The organism is Solirubrobacter pauli, assembly GCF_003633755.1.
Lineage (GTDB): Bacteria > Actinomycetota > Thermoleophilia > Solirubrobacterales > Solirubrobacteraceae > Solirubrobacter > Solirubrobacter pauli.
Genome location: NZ_RBIL01000001.1, coordinates 2,345,615 through 2,359,977, shown reverse-complemented (window position 1 = coordinate 2,359,977; position 14,363 = coordinate 2,345,615). Strand labels below are relative to the sequence as shown.

At 72.3% G+C, this 14,363-nt stretch carries 17 protein-coding genes; 13 read left to right on the top strand and 4 right to left on the bottom strand.

What is annotated here, in order from left to right; translation table 11 throughout:
* Positions 1-27: 27 nt before the first annotated feature.
* From C8N24_RS11170 to C8N24_RS11120, 11 genes are all read left to right on the top strand, one after another.
* Positions 28-390 (top strand): flagellar protein FlaG, encoded by a 363-nt coding sequence (locus C8N24_RS11170; protein ID WP_121250104.1) that lies wholly within the window; start codon positions 28-30, stop codon positions 388-390.
* A 14-nt stretch (positions 391-404) separates the two neighbouring features.
* Positions 405-1,814, top strand: a complete 1,410-nt coding sequence (gene fliD / locus C8N24_RS11165) for a flagellar filament capping protein FliD (RefSeq protein WP_121250103.1) — start codon at positions 405-407, stop codon at positions 1,812-1,814.
* Positions 1,815-1,900: 86 nt separating this feature from the next.
* Entirely contained in the window at positions 1,901-2,290 is a 390-nt protein-coding gene (fliS, locus tag C8N24_RS11160) for a flagellar export chaperone FliS (RefSeq protein WP_170179009.1), read from the top strand.
* Positions 2,287-2,613 (top strand): hypothetical protein, encoded by a 327-nt coding sequence (locus tag C8N24_RS11155; RefSeq protein ID WP_121250101.1) that lies wholly within the window; start codon positions 2,287-2,289, stop codon positions 2,611-2,613. The genes fliS and C8N24_RS11155 overlap by 4 nt, the downstream gene beginning before the upstream one ends.
* Positions 2,614-2,729: 116 nt before the next feature.
* A complete protein-coding gene (gene flgB / locus C8N24_RS11150; RefSeq protein WP_170179008.1) occupies positions 2,730-3,143 on the top strand; it encodes a flagellar basal body rod protein FlgB in 414 nt (137 codons plus the stop codon).
* Positions 3,143-3,589 (top strand): flagellar basal body rod protein FlgC, encoded by a 447-nt coding sequence (gene flgC, locus C8N24_RS11145; protein WP_121250099.1) that lies wholly within the window; start codon positions 3,143-3,145, stop codon positions 3,587-3,589. Before flgB ends, flgC begins: the two co-directional genes overlap by 1 nt.
* Positions 3,589-3,909 carry a flagellar hook-basal body complex protein FliE gene (gene fliE / locus C8N24_RS11140; RefSeq protein ID WP_121250098.1) on the top strand — a complete coding sequence of 107 codons (321 nt, stop codon included), beginning with the start codon at positions 3,589-3,591 and terminating at the stop codon, positions 3,907-3,909. Before flgC ends, fliE begins: the two co-directional genes overlap by 1 nt.
* Positions 3,910-3,917: 8 nt before the next feature.
* Complete coding sequence (gene fliF / locus C8N24_RS11135) at positions 3,918-5,462, top strand: flagellar basal-body MS-ring/collar protein FliF (RefSeq protein WP_121250097.1); 1,545 nt, start codon at positions 3,918-3,920, stop codon at positions 5,460-5,462.
* A gap of 4 nt (positions 5,463-5,466) precedes the next feature.
* A complete protein-coding gene (fliG, locus tag C8N24_RS11130; protein ID WP_121250096.1) occupies positions 5,467-6,513 on the top strand; it encodes a flagellar motor switch protein FliG in 1,047 nt (348 codons plus the stop codon).
* Between the two features lie 2 nt (positions 6,514-6,515).
* Positions 6,516-7,163, top strand: a complete 648-nt coding sequence (locus C8N24_RS11125) for a FliH/SctL family protein (protein ID WP_121250095.1) — start codon at positions 6,516-6,518, stop codon at positions 7,161-7,163.
* Between the two features lie 51 nt (positions 7,164-7,214).
* Entirely contained in the window at positions 7,215-8,690 is a 1,476-nt protein-coding gene (locus C8N24_RS11120; protein ID WP_121253127.1) for a FliI/YscN family ATPase, read from the top strand.
* Here C8N24_RS11120 and C8N24_RS11115 read toward each other — a convergent pair.
* Positions 8,687-9,148, bottom strand: a complete 462-nt coding sequence (locus tag C8N24_RS11115) for a flavin reductase family protein (RefSeq protein ID WP_121250094.1) — start codon at positions 9,146-9,148, stop codon at positions 8,687-8,689. The two genes, C8N24_RS11120 and C8N24_RS11115, sit on opposite strands and share 4 nt — an antisense overlap.
* A 95-nt stretch (positions 9,149-9,243) precedes the next feature.
* Here C8N24_RS11115 and C8N24_RS11110 point away from each other — a divergent pair, with 95 nt between their 5' ends.
* Both C8N24_RS11110 and C8N24_RS11105 read left to right on the top strand, forming a co-directional pair.
* Complete coding sequence (locus tag C8N24_RS11110) at positions 9,244-11,277, top strand: alpha/beta fold hydrolase (protein WP_121250093.1); 2,034 nt, start codon at positions 9,244-9,246, stop codon at positions 11,275-11,277.
* 60 nt (positions 11,278-11,337) lie between these two features.
* Complete coding sequence (locus C8N24_RS11105) at positions 11,338-11,907, top strand: OsmC family protein (protein ID WP_211339920.1); 570 nt, start codon at positions 11,338-11,340, stop codon at positions 11,905-11,907.
* Here the strand turns inward: C8N24_RS11105 and C8N24_RS11100 are convergent.
* The 3 genes from C8N24_RS11100 to C8N24_RS33875 are packed head-to-tail and all read right to left on the bottom strand — an operon-like array spanning position 11,897 to position 14,326.
* Complete coding sequence (locus tag C8N24_RS11100; protein WP_121250092.1) at positions 11,897-12,985, bottom strand: WD40 repeat domain-containing protein; 1,089 nt, start codon at positions 12,983-12,985, stop codon at positions 11,897-11,899. The two genes, C8N24_RS11105 and C8N24_RS11100, sit on opposite strands and share 11 nt — an antisense overlap.
* Complete coding sequence (locus C8N24_RS11095; RefSeq protein WP_121250091.1) at positions 12,982-13,575, bottom strand: RNA polymerase sigma factor; 594 nt, start codon at positions 13,573-13,575, stop codon at positions 12,982-12,984. The genes C8N24_RS11100 and C8N24_RS11095 overlap by 4 nt, the downstream gene beginning before the upstream one ends.
* Positions 13,576-13,582: 7 nt before the next feature.
* Entirely contained in the window at positions 13,583-14,326 is a 744-nt protein-coding gene (locus C8N24_RS33875) for a hypothetical protein (RefSeq protein ID WP_170179007.1), read from the bottom strand.
* Positions 14,327-14,363 lie beyond the last annotated feature (37 nt).

Genomic DNA, 14,363 nt, shown 5'->3' with positions numbered 1-14,363 from the left:
CACCACCCGCCGACTACCGGGTCTGAGATGACTCTTCAGATCGGTCGCTTCACTCCCTACCAGCAGCTGCCCGCGGTCTCCCCCGCGGCGCCGGCGGCCGGAGTGCAGGACCCGCGCCCGACGGCGACGGATCCGCACCAGCAGGGCGTGGTCGAGACCGGGACGGTCGTCGGCGACGTTCCCCCGGCACCCACCCCGGAAGCCCGCGAGCTCGTGGCCAAGGCTGCGGAGGTCGTCGAGGCGATGCACAAGAACAACCGCGAGCTGCACTTCAAGCGCGACGAGGAATCGAACCGGGTGATCATCCAGGTGCGTGACCTCGAAGGCAACGTCATCAAGACCATCCCGCCGTCGAAAGCGCTGGACATCCTGTCCGGCGATGACCTTTAGAGGAGTCCATCGACATGCCCATCTCCCTCACCGGCATGGCGTCGGGCCTTGATACCGAGTCGATCATCAGCCAGCTGATGCAGCTCGAGCAGACCAAGGTCACGGCGGTGCAGAAACGCCAGACCCAGGTCACGCAGCACAAGAACGACCTTCAGGCGATCAAGACGAAGCTCGACGCGGTCAAGACGGCCGCGAACGACCTGTCGTCCGCGTCGCTGTGGAAGCCCGTCCAGACGACGGCGTCCTCGGACCCGACGAAGATCGACGTCACCGTCCTCGGCGGCGCCGGCATCGGCGGCAACTCGATCGAGGTCAGCCGCCTCGCGTCGTCCGCGCAGCACGGCTTCAACTACACCGCCGGGGCCAACGCCGGCAAGCTGACGTTCTACTACGGCAACGACCCCAACGCGGCCGGCAACTCGAAGATCGACATCGACGTCCCGGCCAACGCGACCCTCCAGGACGTCGCCACGGCGATCAACGCCAAGGACGGCGCTCCCGTCTACGCCGCGGTCGTCAAGAACGGCACGACCGAGCAGATCGTCTTCTCCTCGCGCAAGACCGGCGCCAACTCCGACTTCTCGGTCGACACCTCGCAGCTCGGCGCCGGCAGCGCGCTGGCCGAGGACCCGGCCTACACGCGCACAGGCGCGACGCTCAACGCCGCGATCAAGGTCAACGGCGGCGCGGAGATCAACCCCGAGTCGAACATCCTCGAGAACATCATCCCGGGCGTCCGCGTCTCGCTGAAGGGCATCACCAGCAGCCCGGTGACGGTGACCACGACCCAGCCCGCGGTCAACACCGAGGACATCGCGAAGAAGGTCACCGCGCTGGTCGACGCCTACAACGCGGTCGTCACCGCGACCCGCTCGGAGCTGACCGAGAAGCGCGTCCCGACCGCGACGACCACGAGCGACCTGCAGAAGGGCCAGCTGTTCGGCGACACGGGCATGGCCTCCATGCTCAACTCGCTCAAGGAGACGATGACCAAGGCCATCTCCGGCCTCGGCCTCACCGGCCTGTCGGATCTCGGCATCGGCGTGCCCAAGGCGGGCACCAACTCCGAGGACGCCCGCGCCGGCAAGCTCACGGTCGACCAGGAGAAGCTCAAGGCCGCGATCGCCAACGACTACACCAAGGTCAAGGAGCTCTTCTCGGGCCAGGGCGCGACCAAGGGCCTGTCGGCGGTCATCGCCGACTACGTCGGAACGCAGACCGGCACCAACGGCATCATCACCGGCCGGATGAAGACCGACGACACGACGCTCAAGGGCTTCACCGACCAGATCACCAAGCTCAACGAGCGCATGGAGGTCGAGCAGAAGCGTCTCAAGGCCCAGTTCGCGGCCATGGAGAAGGCGCTCAGCAACTCACAGACGCAGCAGGCGTGGCTCACGAGCCAGATCGCCACGCTGCCGTGAGCCTCAAGAACCCCGCGCACGCGCCGATCACCAGACCGATCCCTCCCTCCTCCTCCTCCCCTCCGACTCACCAGGAGCCTTCTTCAGTGGCTACTTTCGCCGCCAACCCGACGGCCCAGTACAAGCAGCAGAGCATTCTCACGGCCCCTCCTGGCCGGCTCGTGGTCATGTTGTACGACGGCTGCCTGCGCTTCTTGTTCCAGGCCGCCTACGCGATGCGCGAGGGCGACAAGACGAACTCCCAGGACCGGATGCGCCGGGCCGAGGCGATCATCGACGAGCTCACGGTCACGCTCGACCACGAGCGCGGCGGTGAAGTCGCCGCGCGGCTGCAGGGCATCTACGCCTTCTGCCGCCGGCACCTGATCGAAGCCTCGCTCGAGCAGAACCCGGCCAAGATCGAGGAAGTCTCCGAGCTCCTCACCGAGCTGCGCGACGCGTGGGCCGAGATCGCCGACGCTCCGCGCCCGGCGTGAGCGCCGAGGCCCAGCCCTGGGCCGAGCTGGTCGCCCTCGCCGAGCGCGAGCGGGACCTCGTCCGTGACGGCCGCTGGGAGGAAGTCCCGGCGGCGTCCGCGGAGCGCCTGAGCGCTTCGGTCGCGCTCGGCCACCCGCCCGTCGCCGCCCGGGCGCACCTCGAGCGCCTGGTCGAGCTGCAAGCCGAGATCCACGCCGGCCTGTCGGCCGGCCGCGCCTTCACGCTCCAGAAGCTCGGGGGCATGAACCGCAACAAGACCGCCATGCGCGGCTATGCGGGCCCGCCGCCCGTCGAGCACGGCCTCGTCAATCGCAGCGCCTAGACCTTCTTCGCGAACGGCCCGCCAATGGAGCGGGCCGGTCCATTTAATCGGGTCTGAGCCCTAAAGGCCCCCGAGCGGCACGCCGATAGAGGGAGTGCGCACCAAGGATGGAGCGCGTGAGGTCCAAGGACGGACCGCCCCCCTCTTCCCTCCAGGAGATCCGTCCCCTCGTGCTGATCGATACCACACAGCTGGCGCTTGAGCGCAGCATTTCGGGCGCTGCCCAGCGCCACGAAGCGCTTGCCGCCAACATCGCCAACGCTTCGACGCCCGGCTACCGCCGCGTCGACGTGGACTTTCACGGAGCCCTCGCCGCGGCGCTGGGCACCGGCGACAAGGCCACGGTGGAGCACACGTCCTTCACGACCCAGGCCGACCAGGCGGTCGGCGTGACGCAGGCGGACGGCAACTCCATCGACGTCGACAACGAGTCGGCCAAGCTCGCCGCCAACGCGCTCGAGCAGCAGGCCGCCGTCTCCGTGCTGAAGGCGCGCACGGCCATCATCCGCTCGGCCCTCGGTGTCGCCTGATGAGCATGTTCGGCGGCATGGAGATCTCGGGGTCCGCGCTCACGGCGCAGCGGCTCCGGATGAACGTCACGGCGGAGAACATCGCGAACGCCGAGACCACCAAGGGCGCGGACGGGAACCCGTACCGCCGCAAGGAGGTCACGCTGCGCGCGGTCGGCCAGCCCGGCACGTTCGGCTCGCAGCTCTCGCGCGCCATGGGCACCTCGGGCGTCGCGCCCGGCGGCGTCCAGGCGACGGAGATCACGGAGGACCAGACGAACGGGAAGCTCGTCTACGACCCCGGCCACCCCGACGCGAACGAAGAGGGCTACGTGCGCATGCCCAACGTCGACACGGTCACCGAGATGGTCGACCTGATCGACGCGCAGCGCGCCTACGAGGCCAACGTGACCGCGATGACGGCCGCCAAGCAGATGTTTGCCAAGACCCTGGAGATCCTCCGCTAATGACCATCGATCCGACTTCCGCCGTCACCGGCGCCAGCTCGATCGGCTCCATCGGTTCGATCGGCTCGATCACCAAGCCGCCGACCGCCACCGAGGGTGGCTCGGGCTTCGGCTCGATGCTCGGCGATGCGATCCAGGGCCTGCAGAACACGCAGGCCGAGGCCGCCACCGCGGCGCAGGACCTGGCCACCGGCAAGGCGACCGATCCCACCGCCGTGGTCATGGCGGTCGAGCGCGCCCAGCTCTCGATGCAGATGGCCAGCCAGATCCGCACGAAGGCCGTCGAGGCCGTCCAGACCATCTTCCAGACGCAGGTCTGATCTAAGTCATGCCGCCCTTCATCCAGAACATCCTCGCCCTGCCCGCCAAGACCAAGGCGATCCTCGGCGTGTCGGCCTTCGCCATCCTGGCGATCGCCTTCCTGCTGCTCAAGATCGCGACGGCGCCGGCGTACTCGACGATCGCCTCGGGCCTCGATCCCGCCCAGACGGGCAAGATCACCGCGGCGCTCGACGAGCAGGGCATCGCCTACGAGCTCCAGAACAACGGCACGGCGCTCGCGGTGCAGAAGGCCTCGATGGCGCAGGCGCGCATCGCGCTCGCCTCGCAGGGTGTCGGGACCACGGGCGGCGGCGGCTCCGACGAGGGCTACACCCTGCTCGACCAGAGCAAGCTCGGCGCTTCGCAGTTCCAGCAGCAGGTCACCTACCAGCGTGCGCTGGAGGGCGAGATCGGCAAGACGCTGGCCAGCGTGCAGGGCGTCTCGAACCCGCAGGTCCAGGTCGTGATGCCGCAGGACGACCTCTTCCAGGACGAGGCCTCGGCCGCGACCGCCTCCGTGCAGCTCGGCAACACGGCCGACACGCTCGAGCCGGGCGCCGTGCGCGGCATGGCGCAGACCGTCGCCTCCTCCGTGAAGGGCCTGAAGAGCGCGAACGTCACCATCACCGACTCCACCGGCACGATCCTGTGGCCGTCCGACGAGGCCGGCGCGACCGGCAGCGGCACCAAGCAGGCCGCCGAGGCGCGCTTCGCCCGCCAGAAGGAGGCGGCCATCAACGCGATGCTCGCCCAGACGCTCGGCCCGAACAAGGCCAAGGTCACCGTCAACGCCGACCTCAACGTGGACGACACGACCGAGGAGTCCGAGACGTACGGCGGCCAGAGCACTCCGCTGACCGAGACGATCGAGTCCGAGAAGATGGAAGGCGCGAACGCCGCCGGCGCGGGTGGCACGGCCGGCACCGGCCGCAACGTCCCGACCTACTCCGACAACGGGAACAACGGCGCGGGCGCCGGCGGCAACTACGAGAACAAGAAGCAGACGACCGTCAACGGCGTCAACAAGAAGGTCACCAAGACCAAGAAGGCCCCGGGCGAGGTCAACAAGATGAACGTCGCCCTGATCCTCGACAAGTCGGTCCCGGCCGACGTGGCGACCGCGCTCAAGAACACGGTCGCGACCGCCGCCGGCGTCGACACGCAGCGCGGCGACACGATCACCTCGACGCAGTTCGCGTTCGCCAAGGCGGAGACGCCCAAGGCGGGCCCGGTGCCGACGACGCTGCTCGGTCCGCTCAAGTGGGTCGGCCTCGGCCTGGCGGCGCTGCTGTTCCTCTTCTTCATGACCCGCGGCATGCGCAAGCGCGAGAACGAGAACCTGACGCCGGCCTGGCTGACGGAGATCTCCGAGCCGGTGTCGCTGGCTCAGCTCGAGGCGGGCGCCGGCCAGAACTTCACGCTCGACAACGCCTCGACGGCCATGCTGCCGCCGCGCGCTCCGGACGCCAGCATGCATCAGCTCGACCAGCTGATGGAGCGCGAGCCCGAGCGCGTCGCCGCGCAGGTCAAGGCCTGGATGGCGGAGGACTAGTCAGATGGCCGCGCTGAAGGACATCGAGAAGCCGGCGGTCACCGCCGCCGGCCTCAAGGGCATCCAGAAGGCCGCCGCCCTGCTCGTCGCGATCGGCGAGCAGCGGGCCGGCGAGATCTTCAAGTACCTCGGTGAGTCCGAGGTGGAGGCGCTCTCGCTCGAGCTCGCCAAGGCCCAGAAGATCCCAACCGAGGTCTGCCGTGACGTGATCACGGAGGCCGTCGAGTCGGTCCTCGCCGAGGACTACCTCGCCGAGGGTGGCGTGGACTACGCCCGCAGCGTGCTGATGCGCTCGCTGGGCGAGGATCGCGCGGAGGAGATCATCGGGCGCCTCGCCGCCACGATCGAGCGCCGTCCGTTCGAGTTCCTGCGCCGCACGCCGGCCGAGCAGATCGTGGTCTTCCTGCGCAACGAGTCGCCGCAGACGATCGCGCTGGTGGTCTCGAACCTGCACACGACGCTCGCCGCCCAGGTGCTGTCGGACATCGACCCGGAGATCCAGGCCGACGTGGCCCTGCGGATCGCGCTCATGGCCGAGACCCGGCCGGAGGTCGTGTCGCACGTCGAGAGCGTCATGCGCTCGCGGCTGTCCGCGGTCGGCTCGCAGGAGTACGCGGCCGCCGGTGGCGTCAAGTCCCTGGCCGACATCCTCAACAGCTCCGACCGGACGACCGAGCGCAACGTGCTCGACGAGCTGGCCAAGGCCGACGGCGAGCTGGCCGAGGAGATCCGCCTCCTGCTGTTCACCTTCGAGGACGTCGTCAAGCTCGACGACCGCTCGATCCAGATGGTGCTCAAGGAGGTCGACCAGAAGGACCTCGCGATCGCCCTGCGCGGCGTCAGCGACGACGTCGCGGGCAAGATCTTCGGCAACATGTCCGAGCGTGGCGCGGAGCTCCTCAAGGAGGAGATCCAGTTCCAGCCGCCGCAGCGCAAGCGTGTGGTGGAAGAGGCCCAGGGCCGCATCGTGGGTGTCGTCCGTCGCCTCGAGGAGGCCGGCGCGATCGTCATCTCCCGCGGTGGCGGGTCCGGCGAGGACGCCTTGGTGTAGCCATGGGCTTCGTCGCTGAATTCGACTTCGAGATGCTCGAGCCGCCGGCGCCCGAGCTGTCGCCGGCCGACCAGGCCGCGGCCGTCATGGACGTGCTCGCCGAGGCGCGTGCCGAGGCCGACCAGATCCGTCGCCAGGCCCTCGAGGAGGGCTACGCCGCCGGTCGCCACGAGGCGCTCGAGGCGCTCGCCCCGGCGCTGTCCGCGCTGGCCGCGGCCACCGAGGAGGTGCGCGCCGCGCAGGTGGACACCGCCGCCGAGCTCGAGCGCCGCGCGGTCGAGCTGGGCATGGCGCTCGCGTCCAAGGTGCTGGCCGGCGCGCTGTCGGTCCAGCCCGAGCGGGTGCTGGACTCGGTCCAGGGCGCGCTGCGCGGGATCGTCGAGCGTGAGCGGGTGATCGTCATGGTCAACCCGGAGGATCTCGAGATCGTCCAGGGCGCGGCCGAGGAGCTGAAGGCCACGCTCGGCGGCATCGACCAGTGCGTGATCGAGGCCGAGCGGCGCGTCGGCCGTGGCGGCTGCATCGTGCGCACGCCCGTGGGTGACGTGGACGCGCGGATCGAGACCAAGCTCGAGCGCGCGACCGAGGTCGTCGCGGCCGCGCTGGCGAAGCCCTCCGCCAAGCGGTCCGCTCGGTCGCCCAAGGCCTAGCGGCTCAAGTTCCGCCCCCCGCGGCCGATACGGACCTAGATGTTCTCGCTGATGGAGAGCGCGCTCGACGCGGTCGGCGCTGCCGAAGATGACCTGCTTGACGAGGCCACGCTCGCGATCCGCGAGGCGGACCTGCACCGGCGCACCGGCCGTGTCGTCGACCTGATCGGCCTGATCACCGAGGCCACCGGCCTGGAGGCCGAGGTCGGCGAGGTCTGCACGATCGAGACCGGCCGTGGGCGCGCGTCCGTGCCCGCGGAGGTCGTCGGCTTCCGCCAGGGCCGCACGCTGCTGATGCCGCTCGGCGAGCCCAAGGGCATCGGCCCCGGCTCCAAGGTGGTCGCGACCGGCCAGCCGCTGAAGGTCGACGTGAGCGATGCGCTCCTCGGCCGCGCGCTCGACGGCCTCGGCAACCCGCTCGACGGCAAGGGCCCGATCGAGCACACGAGCTGGTACCCGGCCGAGCAGGCGCCGCCCGATCCGCTCTCCCGTCCGCGCATCCACGAGCGCGTCTCGCTCGGCGTGCGCTCGCTCGACGCGTTCGTGCCCTGCGGGCGCGGCCAGCGCATCGGCATCTTCGCCGGCTCCGGCGTCGGCAAGTCCTCGCTCCTGGGCATGATCGCCCGGTCGACCTCGGAGGAGATCAACGTCATCTGCCTGGTCGGCGAGCGCGGTCGAGAGGTCCTCGAGTTCATGCAGCGCGACCTCGGCGAGGAGGGCCTCGCGCGCAGCGTCGTCGTCTGCGCCACCTCCGACCAGCCCGCGCTGGTCCGCCTGAAGGCCGCGTTCACCGCCACCGCGATCGCGGAGTACTTCCGCGATCAGGGCAAGAACGTGATGATGATGATGGACTCCGTCACGCGCTTCGCCATGGCCCAGCGCGAAGTCGGCCTGGCCATCGGCGAGCCGCCCGCCACCCGCGGCTACACCCCGTCCGTCTTCGCGATGCTCCCGAAGCTCCTCGAGCGCACCGGCACCTCGCCCTCCGGCTCGATCACCGCGCTCTACACCGTGCTCGTCGACGGCGACGACATGAACGAGCCGATCGCCGACGCCGTCCGAGGCATCCTCGACGGCCACATCGTGCTCTCGCGCCACCTCGCTCACGCGGGCCACTACCCCGCGGTCGACGTGTTGGCCTCCGTCTCGCGCCTGGTCGGCGAGATCACCACGCCCGACGTCCGCGCCGCCGGCAACGAGGTCCGCAAGCTCATGGCCACCTACAAGGAGAAGGCCGACCTCATCTCGATCGGCGCCTACCAGCCCGGCTCCGATCCGCAGATCGACGCGGCCATCGAGGCCCGCGACCCGATCGACGGCTTCCTCAAGCAGCTCGTCACCGAGCCCTCCTCGGCCGAGTCGGCCGACGCGACGCTGGCCCAGCTCGCCCAGCTGAGCGGCACCTGGGAGGCGCCCGTGCTCAACGGCCACGTCATCGACCCGGCCGCGGCGATGGCCGCCGGCAACGGCGCCGACGGTGGCATGCCGTTGCACAACGCGATCCCGCCGCTGCACATCCCGTCCTAGGCCGCGAGCGGCGCCGCGTAGCCTCGCCGTACGAACGCCAGCGGCGCCGTCGTGCCTCGCACCGCGCGGGTCACCGCGCCGATGACCAGCACACGCTCGCCCGCCTCGTGGACGCGGTCCACCTCGCACTCGAACCGGGCGGCGGCGCCGTGCAGGCGGGGGAGTCCGCCCCCGGACACCGGCCACCAGTCGCGCGGGTCGAATCTCGGGTCGACGGCGCGGAAGGTCTCGGCCAGGTCCGCCTGGTGGTCGCCCAGGACGTTGGCGGCGAACGCGCCGCGGGAGCGGATGGCGATCGCGAGCGTGGGGGAGACGGTCACGAGGAGCAGCGGGGGCTCGTCGGAGAGGGAGCTGAGCGCGGTGACGGTCTCGCCGAAGGGGATCCCGGCGAGGCGGGTGGTGACGATGGTCACGCCGGTCACGGTCGCGTTGAGGGCGTGGCGGTAGGAGGGCGTCATGGGGAGGGCGCCAGTGGACCGCAGGCGGGCCAACGGGCAGTAGGCGTCCGGTAAACGGCTGGCAGGCGTTTACCGTGAGCCGGTAGCGTCTGGCCGTGGAGCTGCGACTACTGGGACCGCTCGAGGTCGTGGACGGCGGCGGCGAGGCGCTCAAGCTCGGCGGGCGCAAGCCGCGGGCGCTGCTCGCGCGGCTGGCGTTGGACGCCGGCCGCACCGTGTCCGTCGACCAGCTCGTGGACGACCTGTGGGGCGAAGAGGTCCCGGAGTCGGCGGTGAAGATGGTCCACATCCACGTGTCGGCGCTGCGGAAGGCGCTGCCGCCGGGCACGCTGCACACGCGGCCGCCCGGGTACGCGCTGGAGCTGCCGCTCGACCTCGACCGGTTCGAGCGGCTGCGGCGGGAGGGCCGGCAGGCGCTCGAGCACGGTGACGCGGCGACCGCGTCGGACCGGTTCGCCGCCGCGCTCGACCTGTGGCGTGGCCCGGCGCTCGCCGAGTTCTCCGAGCCGTTCGCGCTCGTCGAGGCCGCGCACCTGCGCGAGCGGCTGCTGGTGTGCGTCGAGGACCGGGTGGACGCCGACCTCCAGCTCGGCCGGCACGCCGACCTGGTCGGGGAGCTCGAGAGCCACGTCGCCGCGAACCCGCTGCGCGAGCGGCTGCGCGCGCAGCTGATGGTCGCGCTCTACCGCTCGGGCCGGGAGGCGGACGCGCTGGCCGTCTACCACGCGTACCGGGAGACGCTCAACGAGGAGCTCGGGTTGGAGCCGTCGGCGCGGATGCGCGAGCTCGAGCGCCGGATCCTGCGCCAGGACGCCGGGCTGGACGGGCGCGAGGAGACGTCGGACGAGGCCGCGCTCAAGCTCGAGCCGATCCGCTACGTGCAGAGCGTCGGCGGCTACTCGATCGCCTACCAGGTGGTCGGCGACGGCCCGCTGGACATCATCTTCGTCCACGGCTTCATCTGCTCGTTCCAGCCCGGGTGGGAATGGCCCGCGCTCGCGTCCTTCTACCGCGGGCTCGCGAAGCTCGGGCGGCTGATCCTGTTCGACAAGCGCGGCACCGGCCTCTCCGACCGCGTGCTCGGGATCGCCTCGCTCGAGGAGCGGATGGACGACGTGCGCGCGGTGATGGACGCCGTCGGCGCGGAGCGGGCCGTGGTCGTCGGGGTGAGCGAGGGCGGGCCGATGTGCACGCTGTTCGCCGCCACGCACCCCGACCGCACGCAGGCGCTCGTCACGCTCGGCGCCTACGCTCGGCGCAACTGGGCGCCGGACTACCCGATCGGCCGCCGCGCCGAGCAGGACGGCTGGCTGCGGCCGACGGCCGAGCAGTGGGGACGCTACGCCGTCGAGCGCTTCCTGCGGGAGCGCGCGCCGACGATCGCCACCGACGAGGCCGCGATCGACTGGTACACGTCCTACCTCGTGCGCGGCGCGTCGCCCGCGGCGGTCGCCGCGATCACGGACATGAACGAGGAGATCGACGTCCGCCACGTGCTCGGGACGGTGCGGGTGCCGTCGCTCGTCGTCTACCGGGCGCAGGAGTACCTGCGCGAGGCGAGCCGGTACATGGGCGCCCGGCTGCCCGGCGCGCACGTCGTCGAGGCGCCCGGCTCCGACCACCTGCCGTGGGAGGGCGACCAAGGCGCGGTGCTCGAGGCGATCGAGCGCTTCCTCGCGGACCTGCGCGCCCAGGACGTCGAGCCGAACCTCATCCTCACCACCGTGCTGGACGCCGACGTGCCCGAACCCGACCTGGCGATCGCCCGAGCGGCGCTGGCGCGCTTCCGTGGCCAGCCGCTCGACGCACCTCCCGGTCGGTTCCGTGCGAGCTTCGACGGCCCCGCCCGCGCGGTGCGCTGCGCGTCCACGCTCGCCGAGGCGATCCCGCGCCTGCGCGCCGGCGTGCACACCGGGGAGTGCGAGCTCGTCGACGGCCGGCTCGGCGGCCCGGCGCTGGAGATCGCGGCGGGCGTGGCGCGCGCCGCCACCGCGGGCGAGATCCTGGCGACGAGCACCGTGCAGGATCTGGTCGCGGGCAGCGGCATCGAGTTCTCCGAGCGCGGCGCGGTCGAGCTGCCGCTGGCGGGCGCGTCCCGCGAGTGGCGCCTCTACACCGTGGAGCACTGACTACCGACCGTTTACCGGCGCTTATACCGCCGCCCAACCGCGGTCGGCTGTCATCTCGTCATGGCGCAGATGATCTCCACGATCCGCAACGGCGTCGACACGCAGCAGCTGTTCGCCACGATCGACGCGATCCGCGCGGACCCGGCGCTCGGCGCGTTCACCTTCCGCACGACGAACCGCTGGATCAACGGCGCCCACAACCGCTCGCGCATGCAGGGCTTCCACGGCGCCGGCCGGGAGGACGTCAGCCGCCGGGAGGCGTTCGTCGTCGACGCGGGCGAGCCGACCGTGCTGCTGGGCACCGACACCGGGCCGAGCGCGATCGAGTACCTGCTGCATGCGGTCGCGGCGTGCCTGACGACCACGATCGCCTACTGCGCCGCCGCCCGCAAGATCCGCCTGACCGAGATCGAGTCCCGCGTGGAGGCGGACATGGACGTGCGCGGCTGCTTCGGCGTGGACGACGGCATCCGCAACGGCAGCTCGCAGATCCGCGTCACGCTCCGCGTCACCGGTGACGCCTCCGACGAGAGGCTGCGCGCGCTCGTCCAGCACGCGCAGGACCGCTCCGCGGTGCTGGACATGATCACCAACGGCGTGCCCGTCGTCGTCGAGAGCGTCACGGAGTAGCCCAGCCGCGCACGCGCGCCGCGCCGCCGAACCGGTGGCGCACGGCGCTGACCTCCCGCCCGCGGACGACCAGCCAGTGGTCCGCACCGGGCCAGGCGGCCAGGAGCGCCCGTCCGTCGGGCGACCACTCGAGGTCGCGCAGCCGTCCCGGGGCGCTGAGCACGACCTCGCCGCGGACACGCACCGCCGTGCGGCCGTCGCGGTGGATCGCGAGGGCGAGCCGCCGGTCGAACGCGACCGCGACGATCGTCCCGTCTGCGCGCACGCGCGTGCGCGCGCCCGTCTCGAAGTCGTGGATCGTGCCGTTGCGGGCGCCGGCGACGAGCAGTCGCCGGCCGTCGGCGGACCAGGCGAGGTGCCGAACGCGGCCTCCCGTGCGCGTCCAGAGCACCTTCGCGGTGTCGGCGTCCTCGACGGTCACGGTCCCGTCGAGCCCCGCCCACGCGACCGTGCGGGGCTGCCCGGGCCGCCAGGCGGGCGCGACGGGCGCCATCGCGCGGCCGGCGCGCACGTCGTGGGTGCCGTTGCCGTAGACGATCCGCAGGGTCGTGCCCGCCCGGTACGCCACGTGCAGGCCGCCGGGCGCCCAGCGCGGGAACCGGACCTCCTCCCGGTGGACGAGCTTCCAGCGCACGGTGCCGTCGGCCGGGTCGATCGCCGCGAGCGTGTTCCCGCCGGCGACCGCCGCGTAGAGCCCGCGCGGCGACCACGACGCATCCCGCCAGTGCCCGAGCGAGGCGCGCTTCCCGCGCGCGACGAGGAACAGCTCGTCGCCCTCGCTGACGAGGACGCGGCCGGACAGCGCCGCCGGCGCAGCGGTCGGCACCGGCGCCGGGGCGGCGAACACGTCGCGGACGCGCTCGCGCACCTCACGCGCCGGCCGCGTGTCCCGCGCCGAGAAGGCGACCGCGGCGACCGCGCACGCGACCAGCGCCCACACGAGCGCGGCCCGCGGCCCACGGCGCGGCGCGCGCTCCCGGTGCGCCGCCAGCACGGTCGCCCGCGCCCGCTCGCGCGCGGCGACCGCGTCCGGCACGTCGACCGCTCGCAGCGCCCGCTCGAGCTCGTCGCGGGTCATCGCCGGTCCTCCCCGAGCGCGACCGCCAGCGCGTCGAGCGCCCGGCGCAGGCGCGAGTTGACGGTGCCGCGCGGCAGCTCGAGCATCGTCGCGATCTCGCCCGGCGTGTAGCCGAGCAGGTGCCGAAGCACGACGACCGCGCGCTGCTCCGGGCCGAGCGCCGCCAGCGCGGCCACGACGTCCTCCCCGACGCCGCCGTCCGGCTCCTGCGCGACCGGCTCGAGCACGGCGTCGGCGGAGGTCTCCGGCCGCAGGGCCCGCGCGCGCGACCAGTCGATCGCGCGGTTGACGACGATCCGGTGCAACCACGGCCCCAGCGGCCGCCGCCGGTCGAACCGGTCCAACGACCGCAGCGCGGACAGGAACGCCTCCTGGGCGATGTCCTCCGCGGCGGACGCGTCACGCACGATGAGCCACGCCGCGCGGTGCGCCGCGCCCCAGTGGCGCCGGAACAGCTCGTCGACCGCCTCCGCCGAGCCGCCCTGCGCCGCCCGCACGAGCGTCGCCTCGCCGCGGGCGCTCAGGGGACGCCCCACGCGCACCTTCCAGCCGGCGACGGCGTCCTGCACGGCGTGCTCCTCGGTCGACACGGCAACCCTACTCCCGCCCGATCCAGGAGAAGCCGGCCGAGCGCGCGCTCACCTGCGCCCAGTCGAGATCCCGTGCGCTCGCGCCCGCGCGCGCGAGGACGCGGAACGAGATCCGGTAGCCGCGGAAGCTCAACCCCGCGCGTCCCCGTGCGTCGAACACAAGCGGCGCACGGCCCGCCGGGAACGCGGCCGAAGGGCGCCCGCGCCGGTGCTCGCGCACCCGCAGCACCACGCGCGCGTCGCGGCTCGTCAGCCGGTACAGCGCACGCGGGCGGGCCACGCCCCGCTGGACGCGCAACGCGCGCACCGACCAGCCGGGTGGCACGCGGATCGCGTCGGCCGTGCCCGAGAACGCGGTGTCCCAGCCCGCCGGCGGCGGAGGCGGCGGGACGCGCTGCACGACGACGCTGTCCAGCAGGGCCTCGACCGCTCCACGCCGCGCGTCACCGCCGCGCACCCACGCCGTGAGGGCGCGGCCGTGCTCGCGCCACGCCAGCGCCGACCCCTGCCCCAGGCACTCCAGCTCCCGCTCGCCGGCCAGCCGGAAGTGCGCCGGGCGCGGGGGCAGCCGCGCGACGTCGCGCGGCGTCACATCGTCGGTCGCGCCGACCATCACGACGGTTGCGCCGGACGCCGCCACGAGCGCCGACGGGCCCGGACAGCGCAGCGGCGGCGGGGCTGGCAACGACTGCCAGCCCGCGGGAAGCGTCCACGAAAGACCGGCGAAGACCGCAGCGGTGGCGAGGTGCACACCCGCTCTACGGCAGGGATCGGGCGAGAAGTCCCGA

What these genes read in the sequence shown, in the direction of transcription:
- C8N24_RS11170 (WP_121250104.1), top strand. Translation starts at nt 28, where the DNA reads ATGACTCTTCAGATCGGTCGCTTCACTCCCTACCAGCAGCTGCCCGCG.
- fliD (WP_121250103.1), top strand. Translation starts at nt 405, where the DNA reads ATGCCCATCTCCCTCACCGGCATGGCGTCGGGCCTTGATACCGAGTCG.
- flgC (WP_121250099.1), top strand. Translation starts at nt 3,143, where the DNA reads ATGAGCATGTTCGGCGGCATGGAGATCTCGGGGTCCGCGCTCACGGCG.
- fliE (WP_121250098.1), top strand. Translation starts at nt 3,589, where the DNA reads ATGACCATCGATCCGACTTCCGCCGTCACCGGCGCCAGCTCGATCGGC.
- fliF (WP_121250097.1), top strand. Translation starts at nt 3,918, where the DNA reads ATGCCGCCCTTCATCCAGAACATCCTCGCCCTGCCCGCCAAGACCAAG.
- fliG (WP_121250096.1), top strand. Translation starts at nt 5,467, where the DNA reads ATGGCCGCGCTGAAGGACATCGAGAAGCCGGCGGTCACCGCCGCCGGC.
- C8N24_RS11125 (WP_121250095.1), top strand. Translation starts at nt 6,516, where the DNA reads ATGGGCTTCGTCGCTGAATTCGACTTCGAGATGCTCGAGCCGCCGGCG.
- C8N24_RS11120 (WP_121253127.1), top strand. Translation starts at nt 7,215, where the DNA reads ATGGAGAGCGCGCTCGACGCGGTCGGCGCTGCCGAAGATGACCTGCTT.
- C8N24_RS11115 (WP_121250094.1), bottom strand. Translation starts at nt 9,148, where the DNA reads ATGACGCCCTCCTACCGCCACGCCCTCAACGCGACCGTGACCGGCGTG.
- C8N24_RS11105 (WP_211339920.1), top strand. Translation starts at nt 11,338, where the DNA reads ATGGCGCAGATGATCTCCACGATCCGCAACGGCGTCGACACGCAGCAG.
- C8N24_RS11100 (WP_121250092.1), bottom strand. Translation starts at nt 12,985, where the DNA reads ATGACCCGCGACGAGCTCGAGCGGGCGCTGCGAGCGGTCGACGTGCCG.